At 67.6% G+C, this 26,279-nt stretch carries 29 protein-coding genes; 11 read left to right on the forward strand and 18 right to left on the reverse strand.

Translation table 11 applies throughout. The annotated features are described in order from the left end of the window. Window positions 1-91: 91 nt before the first annotated feature. The gene (locus OG555_RS12930; RefSeq protein WP_329483088.1) at window positions 92-790 is read left to right on the forward strand and encodes a response regulator transcription factor; all 699 of its coding nucleotides are present in this window, start codon (window positions 92-94) and stop codon (window positions 788-790) included. Beyond that, on the forward strand, window positions 780-2,666 hold the full coding sequence (locus OG555_RS12935; protein WP_329483089.1) for a sensor histidine kinase: 1,887 nt from the start codon (window positions 780-782) through the stop codon (window positions 2,664-2,666). The genes OG555_RS12930 and OG555_RS12935 overlap by 11 nt, the downstream gene beginning before the upstream one ends. On the opposite strand, the gene OG555_RS42810 is transcribed toward OG555_RS12935, so the two are convergent. Both OG555_RS42810 and OG555_RS12940 read right to left on the reverse strand, forming a co-directional pair. Continuing rightward, window positions 2,608-3,153 (reverse strand): flavoprotein, encoded by a 546-nt coding sequence (locus OG555_RS42810; RefSeq protein ID WP_442914498.1) that lies wholly within the window; start codon window positions 3,151-3,153, stop codon window positions 2,608-2,610. The genes OG555_RS12935 and OG555_RS42810 overlap by 59 nt on opposite strands. Before the next feature lie 74 nt (window positions 3,154-3,227). Continuing rightward, entirely contained in the window at window positions 3,228-4,454 is a 1,227-nt protein-coding gene (locus OG555_RS12940) for a helix-turn-helix domain-containing protein (protein WP_329483090.1), read from the reverse strand. Window positions 4,455-4,644: 190 nt separating this feature from the next. Here OG555_RS12940 and OG555_RS12945 point away from each other — a divergent pair, with 190 nt between their 5' ends. The 5 genes from OG555_RS12945 to OG555_RS12965 all read left to right on the forward strand — a co-directional run bounded on the left by OG555_RS12945 (window position 4,645) and on the right by OG555_RS12965 (window position 8,039). Then, window positions 4,645-4,947: a hypothetical protein gene (locus OG555_RS12945; protein WP_329483091.1), complete on the forward strand. Its 303-nt coding sequence runs from the start codon at window positions 4,645-4,647 to the stop codon at window positions 4,945-4,947. 218 nt (window positions 4,948-5,165) lie between these two features. Then, window positions 5,166-5,447, forward strand: a complete 282-nt coding sequence (locus OG555_RS12950) for a hypothetical protein (protein WP_329483093.1) — start codon at window positions 5,166-5,168, stop codon at window positions 5,445-5,447. A 15-nt stretch (window positions 5,448-5,462) separates the two neighbouring features. Further along, window positions 5,463-6,434, forward strand: coding sequence for an MvdC/MvdD family ATP grasp protein (locus tag OG555_RS12955; RefSeq protein WP_329483094.1), 972 nt, complete (start codon window positions 5,463-5,465; stop codon window positions 6,432-6,434). After that, window positions 6,359-7,540, forward strand: a complete 1,182-nt coding sequence (locus tag OG555_RS12960; protein ID WP_329483095.1) for a methyltransferase domain-containing protein — start codon at window positions 6,359-6,361, stop codon at window positions 7,538-7,540. Before OG555_RS12955 ends, OG555_RS12960 begins: the two co-directional genes overlap by 76 nt. Window positions 7,541-7,664: 124 nt before the next feature. Then, entirely contained in the window at window positions 7,665-8,039 is a 375-nt protein-coding gene (locus OG555_RS12965; RefSeq protein WP_329483096.1) for an MmcQ/YjbR family DNA-binding protein, read from the forward strand. Window positions 8,040-8,084: 45 nt separating this feature from the next. On the opposite strand, the gene OG555_RS12970 is transcribed toward OG555_RS12965, so the two are convergent. From OG555_RS12970 to OG555_RS13005, 8 genes are read right to left on the reverse strand one after another with little or no spacing between them, the layout of a single operon-like run. Next, the gene (locus OG555_RS12970) at window positions 8,085-8,516 is read right to left on the reverse strand and encodes a hypothetical protein (protein ID WP_329483097.1); all 432 of its coding nucleotides are present in this window, start codon (window positions 8,514-8,516) and stop codon (window positions 8,085-8,087) included. An 8-nt stretch (window positions 8,517-8,524) separates the two neighbouring features. Then, on the reverse strand, window positions 8,525-8,935 hold the full coding sequence (locus tag OG555_RS12975) for a type II toxin-antitoxin system prevent-host-death family antitoxin (protein ID WP_329483098.1): 411 nt from the start codon (window positions 8,933-8,935) through the stop codon (window positions 8,525-8,527). A gap of 59 nt (window positions 8,936-8,994) precedes the next feature. Continuing rightward, on the reverse strand, window positions 8,995-9,945 hold the full coding sequence (locus OG555_RS12980) for an LLM class F420-dependent oxidoreductase (protein WP_329483099.1): 951 nt from the start codon (window positions 9,943-9,945) through the stop codon (window positions 8,995-8,997). Window position 9,946: 1 nt separating this feature from the next. Then, a complete protein-coding gene (locus OG555_RS12985) occupies window positions 9,947-10,693 on the reverse strand; it encodes an SDR family oxidoreductase (RefSeq protein ID WP_329483100.1) in 747 nt (248 codons plus the stop codon). Window positions 10,694-10,700: 7 nt separating this feature from the next. Further along, window positions 10,701-11,381, reverse strand: a complete 681-nt coding sequence (locus OG555_RS12990) for a histidine phosphatase family protein (RefSeq protein WP_329483101.1) — start codon at window positions 11,379-11,381, stop codon at window positions 10,701-10,703. Beyond that, window positions 11,382-12,431, reverse strand: coding sequence for a phosphotransferase family protein (locus OG555_RS12995; protein WP_329483102.1), 1,050 nt, complete (start codon window positions 12,429-12,431; stop codon window positions 11,382-11,384). Further along, window positions 12,424-13,209: an SDR family oxidoreductase gene (locus OG555_RS13000; RefSeq protein ID WP_329483104.1), complete on the reverse strand. Its 786-nt coding sequence runs from the start codon at window positions 13,207-13,209 to the stop codon at window positions 12,424-12,426. The genes OG555_RS12995 and OG555_RS13000 overlap by 8 nt, the downstream gene beginning before the upstream one ends. Next, window positions 13,206-14,441: an acyl-CoA dehydrogenase family protein gene (locus OG555_RS13005; RefSeq protein ID WP_329483105.1), complete on the reverse strand. Its 1,236-nt coding sequence runs from the start codon at window positions 14,439-14,441 to the stop codon at window positions 13,206-13,208. Before OG555_RS13005 ends, OG555_RS13000 begins: the two co-directional genes overlap by 4 nt. 56 nt (window positions 14,442-14,497) lie before the next feature. On the opposite strand from OG555_RS13005, the gene OG555_RS13010 reads away from it, so the two are divergent. Next, a complete protein-coding gene (locus OG555_RS13010) occupies window positions 14,498-15,085 on the forward strand; it encodes a TetR/AcrR family transcriptional regulator (RefSeq protein ID WP_329483106.1) in 588 nt (195 codons plus the stop codon). A gap of 27 nt (window positions 15,086-15,112) precedes the next feature. Here the strand turns inward: OG555_RS13010 and OG555_RS13015 are convergent, their stop codons facing one another. The 3 genes from OG555_RS13015 to OG555_RS13025 all read right to left on the reverse strand — a co-directional run bounded on the left by OG555_RS13015 (window position 15,113) and on the right by OG555_RS13025 (window position 18,545). Then, on the reverse strand, window positions 15,113-15,787 hold the full coding sequence (locus OG555_RS13015) for a hypothetical protein (protein WP_329483107.1): 675 nt from the start codon (window positions 15,785-15,787) through the stop codon (window positions 15,113-15,115). Window positions 15,788-16,014: 227 nt separating this feature from the next. After that, window positions 16,015-17,478: a M81 family metallopeptidase gene (locus OG555_RS13020; RefSeq protein WP_329483108.1), complete on the reverse strand. Its 1,464-nt coding sequence runs from the start codon at window positions 17,476-17,478 to the stop codon at window positions 16,015-16,017. Window positions 17,479-17,516: 38 nt separating this feature from the next. Next, on the reverse strand, window positions 17,517-18,545 hold the full coding sequence (locus tag OG555_RS13025) for a LacI family DNA-binding transcriptional regulator (RefSeq protein WP_329483110.1): 1,029 nt from the start codon (window positions 18,543-18,545) through the stop codon (window positions 17,517-17,519). 112 nt (window positions 18,546-18,657) lie between these two features. Here OG555_RS13025 and OG555_RS13030 point away from each other — a divergent pair, with 112 nt between their 5' ends. After that, window positions 18,658-20,562, forward strand: a complete 1,905-nt coding sequence (locus OG555_RS13030; RefSeq protein ID WP_329483111.1) for a discoidin domain-containing protein — start codon at window positions 18,658-18,660, stop codon at window positions 20,560-20,562. Between the two features lie 50 nt (window positions 20,563-20,612). Here OG555_RS13030 and OG555_RS13035 read toward each other — a convergent pair whose 3' ends face one another. The 3 genes from OG555_RS13035 to OG555_RS13045 form a co-directional block, all read right to left on the reverse strand. Next, window positions 20,613-21,011 (reverse strand): hypothetical protein, encoded by a 399-nt coding sequence (locus OG555_RS13035; protein ID WP_329483112.1) that lies wholly within the window; start codon window positions 21,009-21,011, stop codon window positions 20,613-20,615. Window positions 21,012-21,051: 40 nt separating this feature from the next. Next, a complete protein-coding gene (locus OG555_RS13040) occupies window positions 21,052-21,399 on the reverse strand; it encodes a hypothetical protein (RefSeq protein WP_329483113.1) in 348 nt (115 codons plus the stop codon). A 151-nt stretch (window positions 21,400-21,550) separates the two neighbouring features. Then, the gene (locus tag OG555_RS13045) at window positions 21,551-22,813 is read right to left on the reverse strand and encodes an amidase (RefSeq protein ID WP_329483114.1); all 1,263 of its coding nucleotides are present in this window, start codon (window positions 22,811-22,813) and stop codon (window positions 21,551-21,553) included. A gap of 106 nt (window positions 22,814-22,919) precedes the next feature. Between OG555_RS13045 and OG555_RS13050 the strand changes: the two genes are divergently transcribed. Continuing rightward, window positions 22,920-23,378, forward strand: a complete 459-nt coding sequence (locus OG555_RS13050) for a GNAT family N-acetyltransferase (protein WP_329483115.1) — start codon at window positions 22,920-22,922, stop codon at window positions 23,376-23,378. Here OG555_RS13050 and OG555_RS13055 read toward each other — a convergent pair. Beyond that, entirely contained in the window at window positions 23,375-23,989 is a 615-nt protein-coding gene (locus tag OG555_RS13055) for a hypothetical protein (protein WP_329483116.1), read from the reverse strand. The two genes, OG555_RS13050 and OG555_RS13055, sit on opposite strands and share 4 nt — an antisense overlap. A gap of 53 nt (window positions 23,990-24,042) precedes the next feature. On the opposite strand from OG555_RS13055, the gene OG555_RS13060 reads away from it, so the two are divergent. Next, a complete protein-coding gene (locus tag OG555_RS13060; RefSeq protein WP_329483117.1) occupies window positions 24,043-24,816 on the forward strand; it encodes an aminotransferase class IV in 774 nt (257 codons plus the stop codon). On the opposite strand, the gene OG555_RS13065 is transcribed toward OG555_RS13060, so the two are convergent. Beyond that, the gene (locus OG555_RS13065; protein ID WP_329484811.1) at window positions 24,813-26,234 is read right to left on the reverse strand and encodes a CCA tRNA nucleotidyltransferase; all 1,422 of its coding nucleotides are present in this window, start codon (window positions 26,232-26,234) and stop codon (window positions 24,813-24,815) included. The two genes, OG555_RS13060 and OG555_RS13065, sit on opposite strands and share 4 nt — an antisense overlap. Between the last annotated feature and the right edge of the window lie 45 nt (window positions 26,235-26,279).

Consider the following 26,279-nt stretch of genomic DNA (forward strand, 5'->3'; position numbering starts at 1 on the left):
GCGGTGAAGAACCTGTGAAGGACCGATTTGCACCCGATGCTCTCAGTCGATCTTCATCGGATTCTCATCAAACTCGGGGACATTGATGGGTATGCCAGCGCGGATCCTCGTCGCCGAAGACGATCTGAAGCAGGCGGAGCTGATTCGGCGGTATCTCGAGCGGGAGGGGCATCTGACCGTCGTCGTGCACGACGGACGGGCCGCGATCGACGAGGCCCGCCGGCGCAGCCCCGACCTGCTCGTGCTCGACGTGATGATGCCGAAGGTCGACGGCCTGGACGTCTGCCGGGTACTGCGGGCCGACGACGAGGTGCCGATCATCATGCTGACCGCCCGCTCGACCGAGGACGACCTGCTGCTCGGTCTCGACCTGGGCGCGGACGACTACCTGACCAAGCCGTACAACCCGCGCGAGCTCGTCGCCCGGGTCCGGACCGTCCTGCGGCGGACCCGGAGCCGCGCCGAGGGCGAGGTGTACCGGGTCGGCGAGCTGGAGATCGACCCGATCCGGCACGAGATCCGGCTGGCCGGGCGGCTGGTCGACGTGACGCCGGCCGAGTTCAAGATCCTGGCCTGCCTGGCCGCCTCCCCCGGGCGGGCCTTCTCCCGGCAGCAGTTGCTCGAGCACGCGTTCGGCTTCGACCACTACGTGTTCGACCGGACGATCGACGTCCACGTGATGAACCTGCGGAAGAAGATCGAGCCGTCGCCGGCCGCACCGGCGTACCTGAAGACCGTGTACGGCGTCGGTTACAAGCTCGCGGACAAGGTACAGGTCGATGCGTCGTAGCGTGCTGATTCGGTTCCTCGGCCTGGCGCTGGCGGTCGCCCTCGGTGCAGTGATCGCGACCGCGGTGATCGCCACCTACAGCACCTCGGAGAAGCTGCAGGGCGAGATCGACGCGAACACCGGTCAGCTCCAGGTCGACGGGCAGATCTACGGCGAGCTGTCGAAGTACGCCTCGGATCACCCGACCTGGTCCGGGGTGGACAAGCTGGTGCACGATCTGGCCGGCAAGCTCGGCCGCCGGATCGCCGTGACCGAACCGGACGGCACTGTGATCGCCGACTCGTCCCGGATGCTCGGCGCGGGTCCCGAGCTGCCCTCGGTGCCGGCGGCAACCATCGACGCCCGCAACGACGGCACTTTGAAGTTCGCCGGCGCGCTGAGCCTGTCCGCTGTGCGCAAGACGACCGTGTTGGGCCGGGCCGATGTGATCACGTCGGCCGGGATAGGTTCGCCGTACCCGGTCTGGGGGCTGACCGAGCAGGAGTGGCACGAGCGCGAGAAGCTCGCGCAGAAAGCGATCGACTGTTTCCGGGCCCAGGGCATTACGGCATCCATCGCGAACGGGGGCGACGCCGCACCGCAGGTGCTGATCGAGTCCGGCAAGCTCGCCAACGGCGTCAGCCAGATGCAGGTCTCCAAGCCCGGAGTCACGGGGTCGGACAGGTGCATGCCGCCGGGCCTGAACGCGCCCAGCGCTAAGGCGAAGATCGTGAACGACGACGAGCTCCGGCGTGCGACCGCCTGCCTCGACGCCGCCGGTGAGAAATACACGATCGCCGACTACGACGGTCTGAAGGCGGCCGAACCGAAGACGAAGGGCGCAGTGTCCGACGCGTTCGCGACCTGTACGACGCAGGCCAGGTCGGAGGCGTTGACGCCGTACGTCGCTCCACCCGCGAAGCTGTATCTGGGTGCGAAGAGCGCGTTCAACGTGTTCTCCGGCGAGGGCATGCTGCGGACCGCGGCGACCGCGCTCGGCGTCCTGCTGATCGCGGCGCTGGTGATGATCTTCGCCGGGCGCCGGCTGGTCCGCCCGATCGTGGCGCTCACCGGAGCGGCCCAACGGATGCGGAATGGCGACCACGCCGCCCGGGTCCCGGTGACCGGGAGGGACGAGGTGGCCCGGCTCGGGAACGCCTTCAACGAGATGGCGGAGGCGATCCAGCGGCACGACTTCCAGCGCAAGGCGATGGTCAGCGACGTCGCCCACGAATTGCGGACGCCGTTGGCCAACATCAAGGGCTATCTGGTCGCGTCCGAGGACGGCGTCGTACCGCTGGATGGGGAGCTGGTGACGTCGCTGCTGGAGGAGACCGAGCTGCTCGAGCACCTGGTGGCCGACCTGCAGGACCTCGCGCTCGCCGACGCCGGCATGCTTCGGCTGCATCCCGCCCCACGTGATCTGACGGAGCTGGCGCAACAGGTGGTGCTGGCGCACCAGCCTGCCGCCGACACGGCCGGGGTAGCGCTGACGGCCGACGTACAAGGGGCTGCGACGGCCTCCGTCGACAGCGCACGGATCCGGCAGGCGCTCGGCAACCTGGTCTCGAACGCCATCCGCTTCACGCCGCCCGGCGGCAACGTCGTGGTCGGCGTACGACGGGTCGACGACGGCTACAACCTGACCGTCACCGACAACGGCACCGGGATCGCGGACGAACACCTGCCACATCTGTTCGACCGCTTCTACCGCGCCGAGCAGTCCCGCAGCCGGTCGACGGGCGGCAGCGGACTGGGCCTCGCGATCACCAAGCACCTCGCCGAGGCGCACGGCGGCCGGATCACGGTGACCAGCCGCCTCGGCTCCGGATCGACCTTCACGATCTGGCTGCCGAGGCAAGCTGCTCGAACACCCACTCCCAGCGGAATCCGTTGACCACCTGCCCACCCGTCCCAGAGGTAACTGGTTCTAAGGATCCGAGTGACCCGTCGTGCGGATCAACGACCCGTACACCTGCCTGACGGAGCAAGGTGAGCGACGCAGACCAGGCAGGATGATTGGTCAGCTCGTGGCTGGCGTACGGCACAGCGACAGTAGGTGTCCGCGATCCGAGGGCTGCGCATAGCGTGGTCAGCGGATATGAATAGGCGTTCCCAGTCGCCCAAGCATTGAGGGTGTGGAATGTTGCCGGCACGACAGCTACGGCATCTGCCGTAGGAGTGCGCCTTGGCTCATGAGGCTTCCGATTGCCGACGATGATCGGTACATCGGCGAGATCCTGCTCGTCAAGCCACGGCTGGGCCGCGTCCGTGGGGATGACATAGGGACTCCAGCCCAGCTCTCGGGCAGCCCGTATGCCGTCTCCCAGCCGGGAGGCAAGCGGGGCACCACAGGTGACGAGCAAGAGGGTGTGGTTGCTCACGCGGGAACTCCTGCGCAGTGCGATGTCAGGTATGGATTAAAGGCCCATCCTGCCGTGGATGGCCGAAGGCGGACTCAGAGTTGAACGCCGACCCAGTTGGCGTAGCCGATGAGGTTGTCGGGGGTATGGCGGCTGGCTTGGACAAGGCCGGCGATGGTTTCGCGAACACTGGGGTGGTATTTCGTCTTTTGTGGTGCGATCTGCCGAGCCTTGAGTAGTGATGTCATGGCGCCCTCATTGTCGCCGGTCGACAGTTGCGCTCGAGCCGTGTCGATGTGATGGTGGCCAATCCGGTCCGGTGGATAGTTCCTCGGCACGTGAACTTGCTGGGCAAGTCTGATGGCCCTGCCGTGGTTTCCGAGTTCCATCTCGATTGCAGCCGCGTGGATGGAGACGTTGGTGGCACCGAAGGACATCGCCCCCGCGTAGCCGGTCGCCAAGTCACTACCGTTCACCTCCCGGCCGAGAACGTCAGCGAGGTGCCGTGCCTCAGCGAGTTCGTCGCGGGCGGTGTCTGCGTCACCTTGACGTGTCGCCAGGATCGACGCGCGCAATCGAAGGTTTCCGGCCGCGCACACTGCGATCGGGTCAGCGGCCCTGACACCGGTGTCGATGTCGGCCAGCGCGGTCTGGATGATCTTCCGGCCGACCTCGTGGCGGCCAGTGGTGAAGGTCGAGTAGGCACGCATATAGCGGTAAGTAGCGACCTGGTAGGGGTCAGCACAACGGGAAGCCGAGAAGTCCATGCGGGCAAGGAGCAGGGAGACGAGGTCGACCAAACCGAGGCCGAAGGCAACGTCGGCGGCCGAACGGTACAACTGAACCAGTAGGTGGTGAGCTTGCTCGGCCTCGTGTCCAGCCAGTGTCTGAGACTGCTGGACCAGTTCATCGATCAGGCCGGGGACCTGACCGAGGATTCGCGAATACTGCGCATCGCGTCGAGCGAGCACCATCTCGCGTACATCCGGCCGGATGTCGGCGAGCGATCTCACCGGCAAGTCGTCGAGGGTGAGGTCAAAGTTCTCCAGCGATGCGCGCAAGTCGGCGAGCGGACCGGCCAGTCGGTCCGCGGTCTGTTCCTCGGTGAACGGCTGCCCGGTCAGGTGGGTGACCGGGATCGACATCGCGCGGGCGCAGGCAGCCAGGAATGCCTGCGATGCCGGCCTGGCACCTGTCTCGACTTTGGTCAGAAGGCTGTGAGACACGTTTGCCCGTCCTGCGAGGCCTCGCTGGGTCAGCCGATTCAATCGGCGGTACGCCGCGATCCGGGCGCCGGTGCTGAGGCTGCGATCTGGCGACAAGGCGATGGCCTCCGGTCCGGGCGATGAGTGTCGGACATGACGTTACCCGCGCTGGCCCGGCGCTGCTCGCCGAGCGTCATCGCGGTTGCACGAAGTGTGCAACTTGACCGCCTGCGTGATGTCCACAATTGACTACGCAGCGCGACGAGCTCGACTGCGATCCAGTACTGGAGATAGGAGAGGCGCGGGCATGAACGGCCACTTGTCGCCCGCCGTGGGATACCTGCGGCAGTACCGATCCATGACCAGCCATCAACTCTTGCAGGCGGAGGAACAGCTCAAGGCACTCGCCGGGCGTCGAGGATTCTTCCTGTGCAAGGTGTTCGTGGAACAGCCGCACACCGACCCGGCCGCGTTCGACGCATTGATCAGGCTGGTGAAACGGCGCAGGGTTCCTGCAGTGATCGTGCCGAACCAGGCGCACTTGAGCGCGGTCGGCAGCGGCGAGACCAAGCGCACCGTTTGCACCGTGAAACCCGCGCTCACGCGTTGACCGCCAGCGGACTACCTCGATGAAACCGACAAGGTCTTTAGTGTGGCCCGGCATATTCCCTTTGAGCTGGACTCCACTTCAGCCCGGTGGGCGGGCGTACCGACCCCTGCGTCTGCGCCCGTCCGCCGTGACCACCGATTCCTCCTGCGATGCGCCAGACATCTGACGCTGAGCAGGTTCATGAGCCGCACGACCCGAAGCGTCCTGAGGAGCACATCATGTGGAGAGAACACGATCGATTCCCCGTCAGCACCCTCGACCCCGCGGGTGGCAGCCCGGCAGAGGCGGCGGTGCGTCCGTTCGGTCTGCGGTTCGTCGACTACTCACCCGGCCGGCCGCGTTTCACCCGGCCCGGAGTGACGCTGTGCCCGCAGCGCCAGGTCGGGCTGGTCGGCGGAGCCCCTGCCAGCGAGGTAATGCCGATGGCTGCCACGATGACGTCGTACGAGTCCGACGGAAAAGACGTCCTCGCCGTCGACTGGATGACCGACGACAAGTAGCGGAAGACCACCTCGGTGAACGAGCCCGCACGGATCCTGGTGCTGACCCACGATGACGATCCGACTGCCGACGTCGTCCTGCACGAGTTGAACAGCCGCGGAACGCCGTTCGTACGCTGCGACCCCGGGAACTTTCCGGTGACCTTGAAGCTGGCGGCCCGGCTCGGTTCCGGGCAGGGGTCATGGGAAGGCTCATTGGACGGCGCGCCGCGGGGTATCGACCTGGGATCTGTGCGGGCCGTCTACTACCGGCGGCCCTCGGACTTCCGCTCACCAGCCGGGCTGGCGAAGTCCGACCAGGAGTTCGTGACTGCTCAGGCGCGCCACGGCGTGCCTGGCGTCCTGGCCGGGCTGTCTGGCGTGACATGGTTGAACCATCCCGCGGCGATGGCTGATGCTCGGGTGAAGCCCTACCAACTCGCAGTCGCCTCGCGCTGCGGCCTGCAGATCCCAGCGACCCTGATCACCAACGACCCAGCCACCGTCACCGACTTCGCCAGCGATGTCGGTGGCCGGATCATCACCAAGTCATTGGCCACAATGGTCACCATCGACGACGAGCTAGGCAGTGGAGTCCTGTTCACCACCGAAGTTGCCGAAGAGCACTGGACCGACCCGGGCATCGCTACCACCGCCCATCTCTTCCAAGAGCTCGTCGATGGGGTCGACGTACGCCTCACCGCAGTCGGCGAGAAGCTCTTCGCCGCCGAGATCAACCCCACTGGCTCCGACGGTCCGCTCGATATCCGGGCCCACCACGAAAATGTGGCCTACCAGACCGTCGAGATACCGATTGGCGTGAAGACCGCCGTACTCGATCTGCTGTACAGGCTTGGTCTGACGTTCGCGGCTCTCGACTTCCGGGTCGGTCCCAGCGGTTGGGTATTCCTCGAGGCCAATCCGAACGGTCAGTGGGCATTCGTTCCACAATTGCGGGAAGTGATAGCCCGGGCGATCGCCGATACCTTGGAGACCAGCAGCCGATGAATGCGCCACTTCCCACCGCGATTGACCAGCGGGCAACCGAACTGCGCAAGGCGATGGTCGGTGCACTCGTCACAGCGGGCACGATCGTCGATCCGCGTTGGCAGGCCGCGTTCACCGCCGTACCCCGTCACCTGTTCGTTCCGCGCTTTTACCAGAACACCATCGAAGGACCATCGCTGATCGAGGCCTCCATGGGCGACCGTTGGCTGTCCATGATCTACACCGACACCCACTTGGTGACCCGTGCTGACGTCACCTCGTCATCAACCGCGCCGAGCCTCATGGCCACGATGCTTCAAGCCCTCGACCTCATCGGCGATGAAACGGTCCTCGAAATCGGCACCGGTACCGGCTACAACGCCGCGTTGCTATCCGAACGACTCACTGATCGGCAGATTGTCAGCATCGACATCGACCCCCGATCGGTCAACGCGGCCCGCCGGCATCTTGCCGCGGCCGGCTACCATCCGTTGCTCGCGGCAACTGACGGCGTCGATGGGTATCCCACTCGAGCCCAGTACGACCGCATCATCGCCACCTGCCGCCTCGACTTCATCCCACCGGCCTGGCTTACCCAACTCAAGCCCACCGGCACGATCGTCACACCTCTGGGCGCAGGTATCGCTCGAATCACCAAACACGACGACAGTGCGGAAGCGAGGGGAGTCTTCTTGCCGGACACCGCCTACTTCATGCCATTGCGTCACCATGAGGGGCAGAGCTCAGTCGCCGACCTGATCCAGACCGCTGTCAGCAGCCCCGGTAGAACCCGCGGCTACGAGTACGACTCGACGATCTATCGCGACAACGCCGCCCGCTTCTGGCTTGACCTCACTCAGCCGGACGTCCGCACCATGCAGGTCGCCGCCGCAGCCATCGCCTTCCACCTAGACGGCTCTTGGGCACGCCTCACAGACGGGACCGTGACCCAGGGCGGCCCACGCAACGTCTGGGATGAGGTCGAATCGGCACACCGCACCTGGCTCCAAGCCGGCAAGCCCGCCCGGCAGCGTTATCGGCTGGCTGTCACCGGACAGCACCAACGAATCCTGCTCGACAACTCCCCGAGCCCGGTCCATGAACTCCACCCGCCACAAGACCAGTAGCCACAGGCCCGGACTCTGCAGCAGTCGCGCTGCGCTCTGGCTGGCAACCCGCTCGAACTGATTGACTCGGGCTGTGGCCGGACGGAAAGCTCGGGTCTCGGATGTCCATGAGATCGCTCTTGGGATGCCGCATGTCACCGTTTGGAAGCGGGAAGACGGGAGCGACCGGCCGATCTATCAGGTCGGCGGCAAATCCTTTGTTTTCTTCCGTACGGCGCGGCCGGATGCGTTCGATCCCGCGACCGGCGAGCGGTACGACGACGTGATCGTGTTCTGGGTCGAGTCGCAGGACGAGAAGCTGGCGCTGGTGGCGGACGAGTTGAACCCGTTCTTCACCACCCCGCACTTCGACGGCCACCCCTCGGTCCTGGTCCGCGGCAGCCGCATCGGCGAACTCACCAAGCAGGAGCTGACCGAGGTGATCCAGGACGCCTGGCTCTCCCGAGCCTCCAACCGCCGGGCCAGAACCTGGCTCGAGGAACACCGACTGCCACACTGAGCGCGGTGAGCTACAGGCCGGCCTTGCAACGACAGATCGGTGTCTTCACTGACCAGTCGTGTAGAACAGGGCGAGCCGTTCGACAGCCTCCGCCTTTGTCATGGCCAGTACTTCGACTTCCGGGATGTGCGCCTCGGTGACGAGTGTTCGGACGACTCCTGCGGGGATCGTCTCTGCGGGAACCTGCGGGCCTTGTCTATCCGGGACGACCTTGTCTTCGAGGCACGCCCAGAACTCTTCGGCCGTGACGGCGAGTTGGTCACGGAGGATGTGCGACCAGATCGACGGGCCATAGTCAGTGCGATCGACCGGGTGACTGATCCTCGTGTAGAGGATCAGCCCGTCCGGCAGCGCGAACTCGTAGTTGACGTGGTGGGTTCCGCGCTTGCCCGTCGCGCGCTTGCGTTCGGTCCAGCCTTCGATGAGGCAGAAGTTCTGGTGGTCCGTCCGAGTGACCGGACGGCGTTGCTCGCTCACGGCGCGCGTCAGGCGAGCAGCCAGTCGCGCAACTGCTCGTCCGACGACAGGGCGACGATCTGCACGATGCCCCAGTTCTCGGCATGGTTGGGAGCCAGGCGAAGGTGGTCGGCCCACTCCTCGGCGTAGTCGCGGAGCGCGTCGATCATCTCCTCCGCGGCCTCGTCGAGCGTGGCACCATCTGCCGCAACGGGGAGTCCTGGAATGAAGAGGGACCAACCGTCGTTCTCCGCGACCACCTGAGCACCGGAGGGGCGAACCCGGGTCAGGAAGTGCACCAGCCGGTCAGCGTCCACGGCTGCGACCCGGCGTGCGTCTCGAGTCACCGTCGCCGGGCGACCGTCGTCGGCGGCATCGAGGATTTCCTTGAAATGCTCACGCGCCTCGCGGGCACTGCGGTAGTCGACCGTGGAGCTCATGACCATCCCTTCACTGTGTACACAGCGTACACGGCAGCGAGGTCGTCGCCAAGTGGCGCCTAGTTGAGCGGCGCCAGCGCGCGGGCGGTCTCCAGGAGGTCGGTGCCGGTCGGGAGGGTGGCGATGATCGGGGTGTCGAGGCCGTTGTCGACATAGCGATTGATGTGGTCGCGGCACTGTTCGGCGGTGCCGTGGACGATCAGGTCGTCGAGGACCTCGAGGGGTACGGCGGCCATCGCGGCGTTGCGGTCACCCGCGGCCCACGCCTCACGCATCTCCTTCATTGCCGCGCCACGGCCGAGCCAGTCGTGAAAGGCGGCGTAGCCGGGGACGGTCAGGTAGGTGGCGATCAGGAAGCGGCCGATGTTGCGGGCCATCTCCGCGTCCTCGGTGACACAGACGAAGATCCGTGCCGCCAACTCCTTGTCCGGGCCGAGCTCCGCGCGGACCTGCCGTACGTCGTCCGCGGACAGCCAGTTCGTGATCGCGCCATCCGCCTCGCGCGCCGCAAGCTTGAGCATCTGCGGCCGGAGCGCGGCGAGCATGATCGACGGCGGCACGTCCGGCGCCTTCTCCAGCCGGAACCGCTGGATGGTGAAGCTGTCGAACTCCCCATCCACCTTCTCCCCCGCGAACGCCTGCCGCAGGAAGCGCAGTACGTCGCGGGTCCGCGCCAGCGGCGGGTCGTACGCGATCCCGTTCCACCCGGTCACGATGGTCTCCGACGAGGCCCCGATCCCGAGCACGAACCGCCCCGGCGCGAGGTCTGCGAGCGCCGCCGCACTCATCGCGAGCGCGGCCGGTCCGCGCGTGTGCACGGGTACGACGGCCGTTCCCAACCGCAAGCGGTCGTCCCACTCGGACGCGAGTACCAGCGGGGTGAACGCGTCGGCGCCGGCGACCTCGGCGGACCAGAGGTCGGTGTATCCCAGCGAGGACAGCTCGGCAATCAGCGGCCGGTGGTCCCGCAGCGGTACCCCGGTCAGTGGAACGGTCAGACCCCAGCGCATCTCAGATCATCCTCTTCAGCAATGGCAGTGGTGCGAACCGCATCACCCGGGCGAGCGGGCTCCACGGCCACGGCGGTACGTACGCCTTCGCCTTCTCGGCCTCGATCGCGGCGACGATCGCACGGACGCCGGAAACAGTGTCGACGATCAGCGGGGTGTTCGCGACGTGCTCGTTCATCTCGGACCGGATGTAACCGGGGAAGATCGTGCTGACCGTGATCGGCTTGCCGAGCAACTCCATCCGGAGCCCCTCGGCGAGCGACGCCAGCCCGGCCTTGGTCGCGGCGTACGTCGTCACCGTCTTGGGCAGGCCGCGCAGCGCCGAGATGGACGAGATGAAGACGAGGTGGCCGGCGTTCCGGGCTCGGAACAGCTCCATCGCCGCCTCCGCCTGGGCGAGCGCGCCGACGAAGTTGGTCAGCGCGGTCTCGCGGTTGGCGTCGAACCGGCCGGTGCCGAGCGGCGCGCCCTTGCCCAGGCCGGCGTTCACGATCACCCGGTCCAGCTGGCCGAGCTCCGCGTCGGCCTTGCGGAACACCTCGAACACCTGGTCGTGATCGGTCACATCGAGCCTGTGGATGACGATCTGTGCCTGTGGACAACGCTCGGTCAGCTCGGTCCGCAGCGCCTCGAGCCGCTCTTCGCGTCGCGCGGTGAGCGCCAGGTTGTGACCCTTCGCGGCGAACTGCCGGGCCATCTCCGCGCCCAGTCCGGCGCTGGCGCCGGTGATCAGGATGTTCCGTCGCATCGCAGCCCTATCTGTAGGAGATCATCCCGGTACCGTCGAGATGCCCGTGCTCGTTGTGGCTGACCACCGTCAGTCCGCGCTGTCCTGATAGCACCTTGGTGATCGCGGTGTTGATCGTGATCGGGTTCAGCTTCGCCCACAGCCCGTCGCCGCCGGACAGCAGCCGGCTCACCACCGCCGCGATCGGTCCACCGGACGTGAACACCACCGCGGTCTCGCCCTTCCCCAGTCGCCCGGCGGTACGCCGCACCGCGGCCTCCGACCGTTCGCAGAAGGCATCGAAGGACTCGGTGTAGCCGTCGCCACCGTCGATCCACCGCTGCGTGGCCGCGGTGAACATCTCCTGGAACGCCCGGTGGGGATTCCCGGTCCGGGCCAGGTCTGCCAGCAACACCGCACGAACTCGGTACGCCGGCTTGTGCGCCACGATCAGCTGGTCGTGGTCGAACTCGTCGAACCCCTCGTCGACCTCGACAGGAGCGTCCACACCCGCTGCCGCCAGCGCGAGCTCGGCGGTCTGCGCGTGGCGTCGCATCGACCCCGAGACCACCACATCCGGCCGCGCACCACGATCGGCTAGCGCCTTGCCGAGCATCGCTGCCTGTTGCTCACCTTGAGCCGACAGCTTGTCGTAGTCACGCGCGCCGAACGACGCCTGCGCATGCCGAATCAGATAGATGACCGCCATCTAGGCCTGCCGGATGATCCGGCGGCAGCGCCGCTCGAGCAGGTTGACCGGGAACCAGAAGCTCTTGAACCGCGGGTTGCGCGTCTGCTTGTGGTGATAGCGGTAGTAGATCTGCTGCGCGATCACCGCCAGCCGGAACAGCCCGAACACCTCGTAGAACGCCCAGTTATCCGGCTTCAGCCCGGACCGCTCGGTGTAGTACGCAACGATCTCGTCGCGGCTGATCATGCCGGGCGCGTCCGACGGCTGCAGCCGGAAGCGGCGGAACGCCCAGTCGTCGTCCGCCTGCACCCAATACGCCAGCGCACCCCCCAGATCCATCAGCGGGTCGCCGAGTGTCGCGAGTTCCCAGTCGAGGACGCCGACCACGTGCAACGGATCGTCCGGCGCGAGTACGACGTTATCGAGCCTGAAATCGTTGTGGATAACGCAGGTCCGGACGTCGGCCGGCTGATTCTCCGCAAGCCAGGCCATCACGCGTTCATAGCTGGGCACGTTCCACGTCTTCGCCTTGCGATAGCGCTCCGACCAGCCCGTGACCTGGCGTCCGACGTACCCCTCGCCACGACCGAGGTCCGTCAGGCCGGCGGCCTCGGCGTCGACGGCGTGCAACTCGGCGAGCGTGTCGATCAAGGTGAAACCCAGCTGCCGGGTCTGCTCGGGGGTCAGGTCGACGCCCAGCTCGTGATGGCCCGGGATCGTCCCGACGACGCGGTCCATCACGTAGAACTCGGAGCCGATCACCGCGTCGTCGTTGCAATGGGCAACCATCGTCGGGACGTAGCGGAACGCCGGCTTCAGCGCGGCCTGGATCCGGTACTCGCGGCCCATGTCGTGCGCGCCTTTGGCCTTCGTCCCGGCCGGCGGGCGGCGCAGGATCAGCTCGTGGTCGCCGTACCGTAGGAGATAGGTCAGGTTCGACGCTCCGCCGGAGAACTGCTTCACCTCGGGGAGGCCGGGCGGAAGCTCTGTCTGTTGCCGGAGCCAACCATCGACCGCCGGCACGTCGAAGGCGTCCTCGTCCCGGACCGCCCGCGCGCCATCACCCATCGGCGGCCTCGGCCCGAGCGCGCGCCCGGGCAGCGATCTTGCGCATCTGCCGGTCGTACAGCGGACGGGCGAAGCGCTTGGTGCGCCACGCCAGCAGGGCCGGCCGATCGGGGATGATCAGGAACTGCCTCTTCTTGATCCCCGCGATCACCGCGGCCGCGATGTCGTCCGCCGACCGTGGCGACTTCTCGATCAGCTGGCGCGCGGTCGCGCCCATGGCGGTGTCCGCGCCGCGGATCGAGTCGGCCAGATTGGTCCGGAAGAACGACGGGCAGACCACCGAGACGGTCACGCCGTACGGATGCAGCTCGTGCGACAGGGTCTCCGAGAGCGCGACCACTCCGGCCTTGACCGTGTTGTACGAGCTCATCATCGGCGGGTGGACGAGCCCGGCCGCGGACGCCGTGTTGACGATATGGCCGGACCGCTGCCGCTTGAAGAGCGGTGTGAACGCGCGGCAGCCGCGGACCACGCCCATCAGGTTGATGTCGACGACGCGATCCCACTCGTCGAGAGACTCGATCTCGATCCGGCCGCCGGTCGCGATGCCGGCGTTGTTCACCAGGATGTCCAGGCCGCCCCAGTTCTGCTCGCACCACTCGACTGCCGCGGCCCAGTCCGCCGGACTGCGGACGTCGAGCTGCCGGTACGTCGCCCCGTCGTCGGCACCGTCCGACGCGACGTCCGTGCTGAGCACTTGGTGGCCGTCGGCAACAAACCGGGCGACCAGCGCGGCGCCGAGCCCACTCGCTCCACCGGTGACGAGGATCCGGCTCACTTCGTCTCCCGCCCTAGGTACGACGCCAGTTCGATTCTGGCGATCACCCCACGATGCACCTCGTCCGGCCCGTCGGCCAGTCGCAGCGACCGGGCACTCGTCCACGCGGCCGCGAGCGGGAAGTCGTCGGACAGTCCACCACCGCCGTGCAACTGGATCGCCATGTCGATCACGTCCTGCGCCATCCGTGGGACGGCGACCTTGATCTGGCTCACCTCGCTCAACGCACCTGCGAGCCCCTTCGTGTCCAGCAGGTACGCCGTCTGCAGCACGAGCAATCGGGCTTGGTTGATCGCGATCCGGGCGTCGGCGATGCGCTCCCGGTTGCCGCCGAGATTCACGAGTGGCTTGCCGAATGCGGTCCGGCTGGTGCCGCGCTCGATCGCCAGCTCGAGCGCCTTCTCGGCCAGCCCGATCAGTCGCATGCAGTGGTGCACCCGGCCCGGTCCGAGCCGGCCCTGCGCGATCTCGAACGCCTTGCCCGGTCCGACCAGGATGTTCGACGCCGGCACCCGGACCTCGGTGAACGACACCTCGCCGTGGCCGTGCGGCTCGTCGTACCGGCTCATCGTGGGGAGAAGGCGCTCGACCTTCACGCCCGGGGTGTCGCGGGGGACGAGCACCATCGTGTGCCGGGCGTACCGGTGAGCCTCGGGGTCGGTGAGGCCCATGAAGATGAGCAGCTCGCAGTCCGGGTGACCGACGCCGGTGCTCCACCACTTGCGGCCGTTGATGACGACCTCGTCACCGTCGACGATCGCGGTCGCGGCCATGTTGGTGGCGTCGGACGACGCGACATCCGGCTCGGTCATGCAGAACGCGGACCGGATCGTGCCGTCGAGCAATGGCTCCAGCCACCGCTTCTTCTGGTCCGGGCTGCCGTAGCGGAGCAGGACCTCCATGTTGCCGGTGTCCGGCGCGTTGCAGTTGAACACGTACGGCGCGATGAAGGATCGGCCGGTGAGTTCGGCGATGGGGGCGTAGTCGAGATTCGACAGGCCTTCGCCGTACTGCTCGTTGCCCGGCTCGGCGGGCGGAAGGAAGAGGTTCCACAGGCCAACCTTTCGGGCCTTCGCCTGCAGCTCCTTCATCACCGGCTGCGGCTGCCAGGGGTCACCGGCCGCCCGGATCGCGGCCTGCAGCTCGGCCTCGACCGGCTCGATCTCGGTCCGGATGAACTCCGCTGCCCGGCCGATCAGCTCAGTCGCGCGGGCGGAAGGTTCGAATCCCATCAAGACTCCTTAGGTCGTCTTGACCGTAGCTCAGCCGCTAAGCAATGCTCAATAGCATGGATCACCGACTGTCAGCGGAGGACCGGAAGAAGCAACTGGTCAAGATCGGGCTGATGATGCTGCGCACGCAGCCGATCCACGAGCTGTCGATCGACGCGATCGCGGGCCAGGCCGGGATCTCCCGCGGCCTGCTGTTCCACTACTTCCCGAGCAAGCGCGACTACTACGTCGCCGTGATCTCGGCGGCCGGCCGTCGCCTGCTCCGGGTGACGAAGCCGGACGAGTCCCTGCCGCCGGAGGAGAAGCTCCGGGAGATGCTGATGCAGTTCGTCGCGTTCATCAGCCGGCGGCGGACGGCGTACATCTCCTTCGTCCGCGGAGCCGCCGGCGGCGACGACTACGCCGTCGAGGTCTACGACGAAACCCGCGCCGGGCTGACCAAGCGCATCCTCACCTACATCGGTACGCCGGAAGTCGCCGACGAGCCCGCATCCCCCGAGTACATGCGCATCCACGCCTGGCTCGCGTACGCCGAAGATCTCGCGATCGAGTGGTCCGGCCTCCCGGAAGACGAGCGCCCGTACTCGGACAAGTTCCTGGTCGACCACGCCATCGAAGCACTCCACACCCTCCGCAAGCTGTAGGACTTCTGCTCCCGACACCTGGCGGCGTCAGGTGAAGACGTTGACCGCGCGGGCTACGACGAGGCCGACGACGGCCAGGGAGATCATGGACTGGAGGCCCATGGCCAGCTTGGCCCAGAGCGCCAGCGGCATCACGTCGGTCGGGCTGAAGGCGGTGGATGTGGTCAGCGCCAGATACAAATAGTCGGCGAACCGGGGTCGCCAGCCTGGTCGCGCGACCTCCGGGCTGAGCTGCTGCGTGAAGGCGAGATCGAGGTACTTCGGCATCCGGTGGGCTCGGTTGGCGGCACCGCCGGCGTCCAGTTCCCAGTACAGCAAGGCGAACGCGAGCAGGTTCGACGACCACACGATGCCGCCGGCAGCGAGCAGTGTCTCAGGTGAGTTCGTGATCGACCCGCCGTGGATCAGCGTCGCGACGAGCCGCACCGTCGCCAGCAGCGCGTCCAGCACCAGCAATGCCACGACCGTGATCGACACACCGCGCAGGAACGACGACCGCTTGTCGATCCGCCCAGGATCACGAACGATCAGCACCGCAAGCAGCACGACCTCGACCGCCGGCAGCGTCCAGGCCGGCGCCACCCGCATCTCCTTCGGCCGCGCGAGCGTCAACAAGATGGCCACCACCACGGCGGCCAGACTCGGCCACCGCGACTCCCCCCGAACCGGCTGTCCCGGCTCGCCACCGCCACCAGCACTCATGGCACCCCCGCCCACGAGCGTACGCCGCCTGCACCTTCCAAACCGCCCCTGCCGAACACCTCCACAGGGTTGCGCGGTCCGGTTCCGAGGCAGGTCGACAGGACGTATACGCCCACTAGCCGGCGACCGCACGCCTGCTCACGCCGGGAAGCCGGCTCGACCTCCGGATACTTCCTGTCGAGCTGGACCGCGTTTCATCGGTCCCGCGCGACAACAGTGGCGCGCGTCTACTGGGAGGGTGGGAGGAGTTCCGGGGTGAGGTTGGGGGTGGGCATGTCGGGGTCGAAGGGGAAGAGGGGCCGGAGGACGCCGTGGTGGCCGAGGCGGAGGAGGTCCTGGTCGACGCCGCCGGGGGTGAGGGCCAGGAGCCAGTCCTTGGCGAGGTTGTAGAGCTCCGGTTCGAGGTAGCCGATCTTGACGATCACCAGGTCGGTGGCGGCCGGGTCGAGGCCGAGGAGGGTGAAGTCGGCGATGTGGTGGTACGGCTTGCGGCGGGACGTGAGGATCGAGTGCAGGCCGCCGGCCTTGACCACCGCGACCGTCCCGCCGACCGGGTCCTCCGACAGCGAGAACACCGTGCCGGCCAGCTCGACCGGGCCTGCCGGACCGGAGTCGACCTTGCCGCCCGCGGAGACCTGGACCGGGTTGCCGACGCCGGCCGCGACACAGGCGGCGACCGCATCGGGGTCGGTGATGCTCGCGTGGATCGCGGTCGCGTTGCCGCTGGTCAGCTCGTCGACGGTGAGCAGTTGGCCGAGAGTCCAGGACACATCGCCGGCCCCGCCGGCGGTCGGGTTGTCGCCGGAATCGCTGATCAGGAAGGGCCGCGCCGTACTCGCGAGACCGGCGGCCACGCACTCCTCCAACGTGCCCGTCGGCGCGACGAACGCGAAGTCGTCCCGTGCACCCCAGTACGCCTGGGCCAGCTCGGCGGCGCGTTCGGTGATCAGTTGCTGGTCGTCGCCGGTGACCACCACGGCCGCACGGCACCGCGGCTCGTCGGCCCAGGCGTAGCCGACCCAGACCGCGGCGTCGAGTACGCCGGGCTCGTCGGCGATCTCGGCGACCCGCCGGTAGATCGACTTGGCCGGCTCGAGCCGGGTGGAGGTCTTCTCACCGGGCAGCAGCACCGGCACCTGGATCCACGCCTTGCCGGGCTTACCGAGCCCGGACCGGAGCCGCTCGACCAGATTGCGGGCCGCGCGCTCCCGGCTCTCCATCGCGTCCTCGTGCGGCGCCATCCGGTAGCAGGTGATCAGGTCGACGGCCGTGCCGAGCTCGCGGGAGACGTTCCCGTGCAGATCCATCGAGGTCGAGACGAGGACGTCGGGCCCGAGCGCGGCCCGGACCCGGGTGCTCAGATCGCCCTCAGCGTCCTGCCGCCCGACCACGCTCATCGCCCCGTGGATATCGAAGAAGAACCCGTCCAGCTCACCGGCCGATCCGATCTTGTCGATGATCTCGGCGGACAGGTCGTCGTACACCTCCGGCAGGACGGCGCCACCGGGCAGTGAGCGCGCGTGCAGCAGCGGCACCCAGTCGACGCCCTGCGCCCATTCCTTGCCGAGGAAGTCGTACCGCCGCAACAAGTCCTCCCCACGGCGTACGTCGAAATCCGCCAGGCCGGCGCGATGCGGCGAGAACGTGCTGGACTCGATGGCGATCCCGGCAATGCCGATCCGAAGGTTCATGACTAAAACCTGCCACAACCGAGCCGTTTCGCGCACTCCTACGCCCTGATGGTGGACACTCTCGGGCCGGTGGTCCCGCGGACGATCAGCTCGGTCGCGAGCTCGACGTGCAGCGCCTCGACCTCGTGGCGGTCCAGCAGGCGGATCAGCAGACTGACCGCCATCCGGCCCATCTCCTGCAATGGCTGCCGGACCGTCGTGAGTTGAGGTGTGGTCGCGCGGCTCAGATCGATGTCGTCGAAGCCGGCTATCGACAAATCTCCAGGGACGGACAGTCCGCGCTCGGCAGCGGCCTGCAGTGCACCGATCGCGGTCTTGTCGTTGAACGCGGCCAGGGCGGTGGGCCGGGGATCGAGGTCGAGGAGTTCGGCGGCGGCTCGGTAGCCGTGGGCGATGGTCGGCTCGACGTGTTTCACCAGCGTGGGATCCGGCAGGATGCCTGCGGCGGCGAGAGCGGCGGAGTGACCGCTCAACCGGGCGTCCGCGGCGAGCCACTCGCGCGGGCCTGCGATGACGCCGATCCGCGTATGGCCGAGCGAGGTCAGGTGGGCGGTGACTTGCCGAGCGCCGGAGTGGTGAGCGGCGGAGACCGAGGGGATGTCGCGCGGCAGCGCCGTCCGTGGATCGACGACGACGAACGGGAACCGGCGCGCACCGAGCCGGACCAGCTCCGCCCCCGGCTCCGGCGGCAGGATCAGGATCGCGCCGCCGATCTCGCGCTGGGCCGGCAGCCGGGACAGCACCTGCTCGTGCTGCGCCGCCTCACCCGCGCTGAGGACGACCTGCCGTCCGCGCCGGTCGAGCGTCTCCGCGATCGACGACACGATCAGGCCGAAGTAGTCCGTGAGTACATACGGGCAGCGCACGTACACGGCGCCGGTGACGGGTTTCGCCGTACCGCCGCGCGGGCTCGGGGCGCGCAGGCCGAGCTCCTCGACCGCGCGCTCGACCAGGCGCCGGGTCTCCGGCGCCACACTGCCCTGCTGATTGAGTACCCGGGACACGGTCGCGATCGAGACTCCGGTCGCCGCGGCGACCTCGCGAACGGTGGCCCGATCTCTAGGCATTTGTTACATCGCTGTGTTTCACGCTCAGCACTCTAGGCCACCGCTGCCAGATCTTGACAGGGGCAGGAGGGGGGCGTGTCCTGAGGCCGTTTGTTTCATTCGAGGAGCTGCGATGAGAACACAGGCATTCGGCGTCGCCCTGGCCCTGGCCACAGCTTCGCTCACCGGTCCCGCCGCCCAGGCCCATCCCCCGTCGACCCAGGCCCAGGTCTGGGTGACGACGCCCGACCGCGCGGAGTTGTTGCACGAGCGCGCGCCGGTCACGTTCCAGCGCGCGGCCAGCGACCGTACGACGATCACGGTCGACCCGACGACGTCGTACCAGACGATGGACGGCTTCGGGGCCTCGATCACCGACTCGTCCGCGAATGTGCTCTACCGGCTCAGCCCGGCGGACCGCGAGCAGACGCTGCGCAAACTCTTCGATCCGAACCAAGGCATCGGCGTGAGCTTCCTGCGGCAGCCGGTCGGCTCGTCCGACTTCACCGCTGAGGCCGAGCACTACACGTACGACGACGTACCGGCCGGGCAGACCGACTTCGGGCTGACACAGTTCAGCATCGCGCACGACCAGCAGCAGGTGCTGCCGTTGCTCCGGCGCGCCAAGCAGCTCAACCCGGCGGTCAAGGTGATGGCCACGCCGTGGAGTCCGCCGGCCTGGATGAAGACCGCCGACTCGCTGGTCGGCGGCCGGCTCAAGGACGACCCCAAGGTGTACGACGCCTACGCGCGCTATCTGGTGAAGTTCGTCCAGGCGTACGCGAAGGCCGGCGTACCTGTCGACTTCCTCTCCGTGCAGAACGAGCCGCAGAACCGCAAGCCGAGTGCGTACCCGGGCACGGACATGCCTGTGCGCCAAGAGGCAGCGGTGATCGAGGCGCTGGGCCCGCTGCTGCAGAAGGCGAGCCCGCGGACGAAGATCCTCGGTTACGACCACAACTGGACCACGCACCCCGGTGACATCGCGTCCACCCCGCCCGGCGAGGACCCCGAGACCGACTATCCCTACAAGCTGCTGCAGACGCCGGCGGCCAAGTGGATCGCGGGTACGGCATACCACTGCTACTCCGGCGATCCGTCCAAGCAGACCGATTTGCACAACGCGTTCCCGTCGAAGGGGATCTGGTTCACCGAGTGCTCTGGGTCGCACGGGCCGACCGACACGCCGCCGCAGATCTTCCGCGGCACGCTGACGTGGCACGCCCGCACCCTGATGCTCGGCACCACGCGCAACTGGGCGAAGTCGGTGGTCAACTGGAACATCGCCCTCGACTCCAGCGGCGGCCCACACCTCGGTGGCTGCGACACCTGCACCGGCCTGGTCACGCTGCAACCGGACGGCACGGTCACGACCGACGCCGAGTACTACACGATCGGGCACCTGTCGAAGTTCGTGAAAGCGGGCGCGGTCCGGATCGGGAGTACGTCGTACGGGACGACCGGGTGGAACGGGCAACTGATGTCCGCCGCCTTCCGGAACCCGGATGGCTCGACTGCGCTCCTCGTCCACAACGAGAACGACGACCCGCGCAGCTTCGCGGTGGCGGTCGGCGACAAGTCGTTCGAGTACGAGCTGCCCGGTGGTTCGATCGCAACCTTCACCTGGGACCACCTATCGGCGGACGTGCCGCAGCCGATCTCACTGGACGGCGCAACGGCGACCGCATCGGTGAACGGCGCCGAGGCAGGGCTGGCGATCGACGCCGACGGGTCCACGGTGTGGCAGAGCAAGCAGGCCCAATCGCCGGGTCAGTGGGTGCAGGTGGATCTCGGCAAGGCGAAGACCTTCCGCCAGGTCGCACTGGACAGCGGCGGGAACACCGGCGACTTCGCCCGCGGCTTCGAAGTTGCCGTCAGCAACGATGGTACCAACTGGCGGCCTGTCGCCACTGGTACGTCGGCCAGTCAGCTCACCACAGTCACACTGCGACCGACCCAGGCGAGGTATCTGCGCATCACCTCGACCGGCACGACCGGCAACTGGTGGACCCTCGCCGATCTCCGCCTCTACCGCTGAAGACCCGTGCCAGGGGCGGTGGATCCCCACCACCCCTGGCACACCGCCGATCAGTGGTCGTTGTAGAAGGACTCGACACCGTCGGGGTGGTCGACGTCGTGGCCCCGGCCGTCGAAGTGCAGGAGAATGTCGACATTCTCCGGCAGATCGACGTCGGACGCCGACTCCCATTCACAGGTGCCGACGCCGCTGCTGGCTGTGAGGCGGTACTTCGTGATGCCGAGGTAGACCTCGACCCAGGCGGAGTACCCGTTCTTCGACGTGTCGCAGACCTCGACGTAGTCGCCGTGCTCCTCGACGTACACCTTCACGCCCGGTGCGGTGTAGGTGTGGTCCCAGACGATGCCGTCCGGCGGCTCGTTGGCGAAGGCGCTGCCGGCCGTCAGGGCGGCGGCGGTTGCTGACAAAGCGAACGTGCCCGCGAGGACACGACCAAGACGTGACTTCATCACTAGCTCCTCATGCGCGATGGAAAGGTTGCGAGCTGGTTCAGTGGTCGTTGACGAAGGCTTCGTAGGCGCCACCGGGCTCGTCGCCGTCGCCGTCCAGGTGGAGGTCGATCCGGTCGCCTTCGTACAGGTCGTGGAGCAGGCCGTCATCGGCCTGTGTGGTCTCACAGCTGCCGACGCCGTTTCTGGCCGTGATCTGGAACTGGACGCCGACCCGGTCCGTGACGAGAACCCACGCGGCGTATCCGTTCTTCGAGGTGTCGCAGACGGAGATGATGTCGCCGTGCTCCTCGACGTACACCTTCACACCGGGCGCCGTGTAGGTGTGGTCCCACACGATCCCGTCCGGCGGCTCGGCGGCGGATGCGCCTGTGGTGGTGGTGATCATCGCAACTGCCGACAGTGCGAGCGCGCCTGTGACACGCCAGGAACGAGACCTCACGAGATTCTCCCCAGTTGGACCGACTGATCGATTATCAGCTCGGAATGAGGATTTCGCAACGATAATCGATTTACAAGCCGCTCTTCTGTCACCAATGTCACGCCGACAGCTGGTCCTCGATCCAGTGGGTGGTGGTGGCTGCTTGGTTGTTGGTGGCGGCTATGACTTGGAGGCCTACGGGGAGGCCGTCGGTCGGGAGGGGGAGGCTGACGGCCGGGTGCCGGGTCAGGTTGGCGAGGCGGGTGTTCTTGAGGAGTTGGGAGCGGACCGCCTTGCTGCCTTCGGGTGTGTCGACGTCGGTGATCAGCGGTGCGGTGCAGAGGACGGTCGGCATGAGTACGGCGTCGACCTGGCCAAGTCCGCCGTTCACCTCAGCGGTGATCTCGGCGGCTTCGGTCCGGGCGGCGTCGTACTCCGCACGGGTGATCTGGGCCGCCTCGCGGAGCCGTTCCTGGACGTCGGGCTGGTACTGCGCGGTGGATCGGCCGGTGTGGTTCGCGACGGCCTCCGGTCCCTGGATCGCGGCGGCGGTCGTGAAGCTGTGCCGCCAGTCGGGCAGCTCGACGTCGACGAGCTGGGCCCCGGCCGCGGCGAGACGAGCAAGCGCGGCCGACCACGCCGCGCCGACCTCGGCGGTGAAGTCGAGGTACTCCGGGTTCGTCACCACTCCGAGCCGCGTCGGTCGCGCCGCCGCCGGCGGAACGCCGGTGAGGGCCTCGAGCGCGTAGGCGGCGTCCGCAACAGTCCGCGTCAGGACACCAACGTGGTCGAGGCTCTGAGACAGCGGGAAGACGCGATCGGTCGACAGCGTGCCGTACGACGGCTTGAAGCCGACGACTCCGCACAACGCCGCCGGGATGCGTACGGATCCGGCGGTGTCGGTGCCGATCGCCAACGGAACCACTCCGGCCGCGACCGCGGCACCTGCGCCCGCACTGGAGCCACCGGTCATCCGCGCCGGGTCGTGCGGATTGCGGCACGGCCCGACCCGGTTCGACGTACCCGTGCATCCGTAGGCGAACTCGTGCGTGTAGCTGAGCCCGATGACGATCGCACCGGCCGCCCGCAGCCGGCGCACCACGTCGGCGTCCTGCCGGCCGATCTCGTCCATCGCGGCCGACCCGCAGCGATAAGGCAGGCCTGCCACCTCCACGATCTCCTTGACCAGTACTGGCACACCGGCGAGCGCCCCGGTCCGGTCGTGGTCCACCGCCGCCTTCCGCGCACCCTCGACGTCAAGATGGACGACCGCGTTCAACCCGGCGCTCTCGTCGGCCCGCTGTAACGCCTCCTCGACCAGTGCGACCGGGTCGACCCGGCCGGCCCGAACACCTGTGGCGATCTCTTTCAGGGACTCCATCGGGTCATCACAGCACGCCGAGCGCGGAACCGCCTCTCGCGGTGAGGTGGCGCCGGAGAGGAAACAGAAACAGGAGCGTCATGCCGTGTTGCTACCGTCCGGACGCATGACGGCGGAACTGATCGAGGGAACGGAACTCCGGGCGGTCGCAGGCACCGACCCCGCCCTGCTGGCGCTGACCACCGCCCAGCAGGCCGAACTGGCCGCGACGTACGGCGAGGACCAGCCACTCGTCGCACTGCACCCGGACATCTCGTTCACGCTGCTCCTGCTCGACGGCACCCCGGTCGGCTGCGTCGGCCTGCAACCCGTCTCCACCGGCCTCGGCGAGATCAAGCGCATGTACGTCGATCCGTCCGCCCGCGGCTGGGGTCTGTCCCGAGCCCTGCTCGAGGCCGTCGAGTCAGAGGCCCACCGCATCGGCCTGACCCGCCTACGCCTGGAGACCGGCACCCGGCAGCACGAGGCCATCGCCCTCTACTCGAACCACGGCTACCAGCCGATCGCGCCGTACCCGCCGTTCGAGAACGAGCCGGCCTCGCTCTGCTTCGCGAAGGACCTCTAACGCAGATCCAGGACCAGGTCGTCGCCGTCGCGGTGGAAGCCGAGGTTGGTGAGGTAGGGCCTGGAGTCGCGCATGCGGGGTGGGGCGAGGACCTGGTGGAACCCGTGGTCGGTGAAGACGTCGCTGCGGCGGTAGACGAACTCACCGGGGGTGAAGTCGCGGTACTTCGGCAGGACGTAGTCGAGATCGATCTGGGCCCGGCCGGAGCCCGCGTCGTGGGCGAGGACGACGCCGACGGTGCGGTCGCCGTGCTGGACCAGGAACGCGTACGGACTGGTGCCCGCCGTGAAGCCCGGGTTGAACCGGCTGATGTCCTTCTCATGCCGGGCGAGCACGTGGTCCAGGTACGCGTCGGTGTCGTTGAGCTGGAGCACCGTGTACTCGGCTTGGTCGTGCCGGTGCCGCAACAGCCGCCACAGGTATACGACGTTGATCACGGCCAGCACCGCGTTCATACCGACCATCGGCCAGACGCCGATCGCCAGGTTGAAGCCGACCAGGATCACGCAGCCGACCAGGTTCAGTACCCGCAGTCGCAGGATCCGCGTCTGCAGCAGCGACACCACGACCAGCGCGGATCCGCCCCACCCGATGATGCTCAAGACGTCCACAGCGCGAGGGTAGACCAGCTGATCCGGTGGACTGGTGAGGTCAGACTGAGGTTGTGACCGAGTCGCTGCTGCTCAACGGTGAACCTCTGCGGACCGTCGACCCGGGGTTGCTGAGAGCAATCAGCTACGGGCACTTCACCTCGATGCAGGTGCGTGCCGGCGTGGTGCACGGTCTCGACCTGCACTTCGAGCGTCTCGACCGCAGCGCCCGCGAAGTTTTCGGTGAGCCGCTCCCCGCCGACCGCGTCCACGCCGACCTCCGCGCAGCCCTCGAGCACGCCGGCTCCAGCGACCTGTCCCTCCGCGTCAACGTCTTCAGCACCACGGAGTTACAGCTACTCATCCGCGTGAGCCCGCCGATCGAGCCCGGCGTGCAACCGCTGCGGCTGCTGGCGTTCGAACACCAGCGTGCCCTTCCGCATCTCAAGCACACCGGCTCCTTCGACCTCACGTACTACGGCCGCCAGGCGGAGCTCGCCGGGTACGACGACGCCGTCTTCCACACCACCTCCGGCGAGATCTCCGAAGCCTCGATCTGGAATATCTGCTTCGCCCGCGGCACCACGATCGTGTTCCCGTCCGCCCCGGTCCTCCCCGGCATCCGCCAGCAAACCCTCCAACGCGGCCTCAGCACCTTCGACACGACCTCGGTCCGCCTGACCGACCTCCCGTCGTACGACGCTGCCTACCTGACCAACTCGATCGACCCGGCCCTCCCGGTCGCGTCGATCACCGCCGGCGCCGACACCACGACGTACGCATCGCATCCGGAGTCGGCGGAGCTGATCGCGACCGCGTACGCGGCACAGCCGGCTCAGGAGATCTAGCCGCGCTCGGACCACCAGCGTTGGAGTGCTTCGCGGGCTTGATCCTCGCCGAGGGGGCCCTGGTCGAGGCGGAGGTTCATCAGGAACTTGTAGGCCTCACCGACCTCGCGGCCCGGTGGGATGCCGAGGATCTCCATGATCTGGTTGCCGTCCAGGTCGGGGCGGAGCGCGTCGAGTTCCTCCTGCTCGCGGAGCCGGTCGATCCGCTCCTCGAGATCGTCGTACGCCGCCCGCAACATCTCGGCCTTGCGCCGGTTGCGCGTCGTGCAGTCGGCGCGGGTGAGGACGTGCAACCGCTCGAGCTGGTCGCCGGCGTCGCGGACATAACGCCGTACGGCCGAGTCGTTCCACTCGCCACCGCTGTATCCGTGGAAGCGCAGGTGGAGCTCGATCAGCTTGCTGACCTGGTCGATCTGCTCGTTGCTGAACCGCAGCGCCTTCATCCGCTTCCGGGCGAGCTTCGCGCCGACCACGTCGTGGTGATGGAAGGTCACCTTGCCGGCGTCCTCGAACCGCCGGGTCTTCGGTTTGCCGATGTCGTGGATCAACGCAGCGAACCGAACGACGAAATCCGGCGTCGGAACAGATAGACGGGATTCCAGATCGATGGCCTGATCGAGGACGGTGAGCGAGTGCTGGTACACGTCTTTGTGCCGGTGGTGCTCGTCTCGCTCCAGCTTGAGCGCGGGCAGCTCGGGCAGCACGTGGTCGGCCAGGCCGGTGGTCACCAGCAGGTCGAGGCCGATCCGCGGGTGGTCGGCGCAGATCAGCTTGATCAGCTCGTCGCGGACCCGTTCGGCCGACACGATCGTGATCCGGTCGGCCATCGCGGTCATCGCGGCCACTACCGCCGGGTCGGGCGTGAAGCCGAGCTGTGCCGCGAACCGGGCCGCCCGCATCATCCGCAGCGGATCGTCGGAGAACGAGTCCTCCGGAGTTCCAGGGGTCCGGATCCGCTGGTTCGCGACGTCCGCGATCCCGCCGTACGGATCGACGAATTCGTGCGACGGCAGCCGGACCGCCATCGCGTTCATCGCGAAGTCGCGCCGGGCCAGGTCGCCCTCGAGGCTGTCGCCGTACGAGACCTCCGGCTTGCGCGACGTGGGATCGTAGGACTCCGACCTGTAGGTCGTGATCTCCAGAACCCACTCACCCTTACGACAGCCGATGGTGCCGAACGCCTTGCCGATGTCCCAGACGTGGTCCGCCCAGCCGGCCAGCAACCGCTCCACGACGTCCGGGTGGGCTGACGTGGCGAAATCCAGATCCTTGCTCCCCCGGCCCAGCAGAATGTCCCGGACGGGACCGCCCACGAGCGCGATCTCGTGGCCGGCCCGGTCGAACCGCGACCCGAGTTCGTCCACCACCGGCGCGATCTCCAGGAGCGCCTGGACGCCTCGCCGCTGGACGGCGGACAACGATCCGGCGGAGGCTGACTGGTCGGCAAAGGGTGACACGGGGAA

The sequence above is a fragment of the Kribbella sp. NBC_01484 genome, from assembly GCF_036227145.1.
Lineage (GTDB): Bacteria > Actinomycetota > Actinomycetes > Propionibacteriales > Kribbellaceae > Kribbella.

What these genes read in the sequence shown, in the direction of transcription:
- OG555_RS12995 (WP_329483102.1), bottom strand. Translation starts at nt 12,431, where the DNA reads ATGGGTGATGGCGCGCGGGCGGTCCGGGACGAGGACGCCTTCGACGTG.
- OG555_RS13020 (WP_329483108.1), bottom strand. Translation starts at nt 17,478, where the DNA reads ATGAACCTTCGGATCGGCATTGCCGGGATCGCCATCGAGTCCAGCACG.
- OG555_RS13045 (WP_329483114.1), bottom strand. Translation starts at nt 22,813, where the DNA reads ATGGAGTCCCTGAAAGAGATCGCCACAGGTGTTCGGGCCGGCCGGGTC.
- OG555_RS13035 (WP_329483112.1), bottom strand. Translation starts at nt 21,011, where the DNA reads ATGAAGTCACGTCTTGGTCGTGTCCTCGCGGGCACGTTCGCTTTGTCA.
- OG555_RS13015 (WP_329483107.1), bottom strand. Translation starts at nt 15,787, where the DNA reads ATGAGTGCTGGTGGCGGTGGCGAGCCGGGACAGCCGGTTCGGGGGGAG.
- OG555_RS12950 (WP_329483093.1), top strand. Translation starts at nt 5,166, where the DNA reads ATGTGGAGAGAACACGATCGATTCCCCGTCAGCACCCTCGACCCCGCG.
- OG555_RS12930 (WP_329483088.1), top strand. Translation starts at nt 92, where the DNA reads ATGCCAGCGCGGATCCTCGTCGCCGAAGACGATCTGAAGCAGGCGGAG.
- OG555_RS12935 (WP_329483089.1), top strand. Translation starts at nt 780, where the DNA reads ATGCGTCGTAGCGTGCTGATTCGGTTCCTCGGCCTGGCGCTGGCGGTC.
- OG555_RS12965 (WP_329483096.1), top strand. Translation starts at nt 7,665, where the DNA reads ATGCCGCATGTCACCGTTTGGAAGCGGGAAGACGGGAGCGACCGGCCG.
- OG555_RS12980 (WP_329483099.1), bottom strand. Translation starts at nt 9,945, where the DNA reads ATGCGCTGGGGTCTGACCGTTCCACTGACCGGGGTACCGCTGCGGGAC.
- OG555_RS13030 (WP_329483111.1), top strand. Translation starts at nt 18,658, where the DNA reads ATGAGAACACAGGCATTCGGCGTCGCCCTGGCCCTGGCCACAGCTTCG.
- OG555_RS13050 (WP_329483115.1), top strand. Translation starts at nt 22,920, where the DNA reads ATGACGGCGGAACTGATCGAGGGAACGGAACTCCGGGCGGTCGCAGGC.
- OG555_RS13010 (WP_329483106.1), top strand. Translation starts at nt 14,498, where the DNA reads ATGGATCACCGACTGTCAGCGGAGGACCGGAAGAAGCAACTGGTCAAG.
- OG555_RS12945 (WP_329483091.1), top strand. Translation starts at nt 4,645, where the DNA reads ATGAACGGCCACTTGTCGCCCGCCGTGGGATACCTGCGGCAGTACCGA.
- OG555_RS13005 (WP_329483105.1), bottom strand. Translation starts at nt 14,441, where the DNA reads ATGGGATTCGAACCTTCCGCCCGCGCGACTGAGCTGATCGGCCGGGCA.
- OG555_RS13040 (WP_329483113.1), bottom strand. Translation starts at nt 21,399, where the DNA reads ATGATCACCACCACCACAGGCGCATCCGCCGCCGAGCCGCCGGACGGG.
- OG555_RS12985 (WP_329483100.1), bottom strand. Translation starts at nt 10,693, where the DNA reads ATGCGACGGAACATCCTGATCACCGGCGCCAGCGCCGGACTGGGCGCG.
- OG555_RS12975 (WP_329483098.1), bottom strand. Translation starts at nt 8,935, where the DNA reads ATGAGCTCCACGGTCGACTACCGCAGTGCCCGCGAGGCGCGTGAGCAT.
- OG555_RS13025 (WP_329483110.1), bottom strand. Translation starts at nt 18,545, where the DNA reads ATGCCTAGAGATCGGGCCACCGTTCGCGAGGTCGCCGCGGCGACCGGA.
- OG555_RS12990 (WP_329483101.1), bottom strand. Translation starts at nt 11,381, where the DNA reads ATGGCGGTCATCTATCTGATTCGGCATGCGCAGGCGTCGTTCGGCGCG.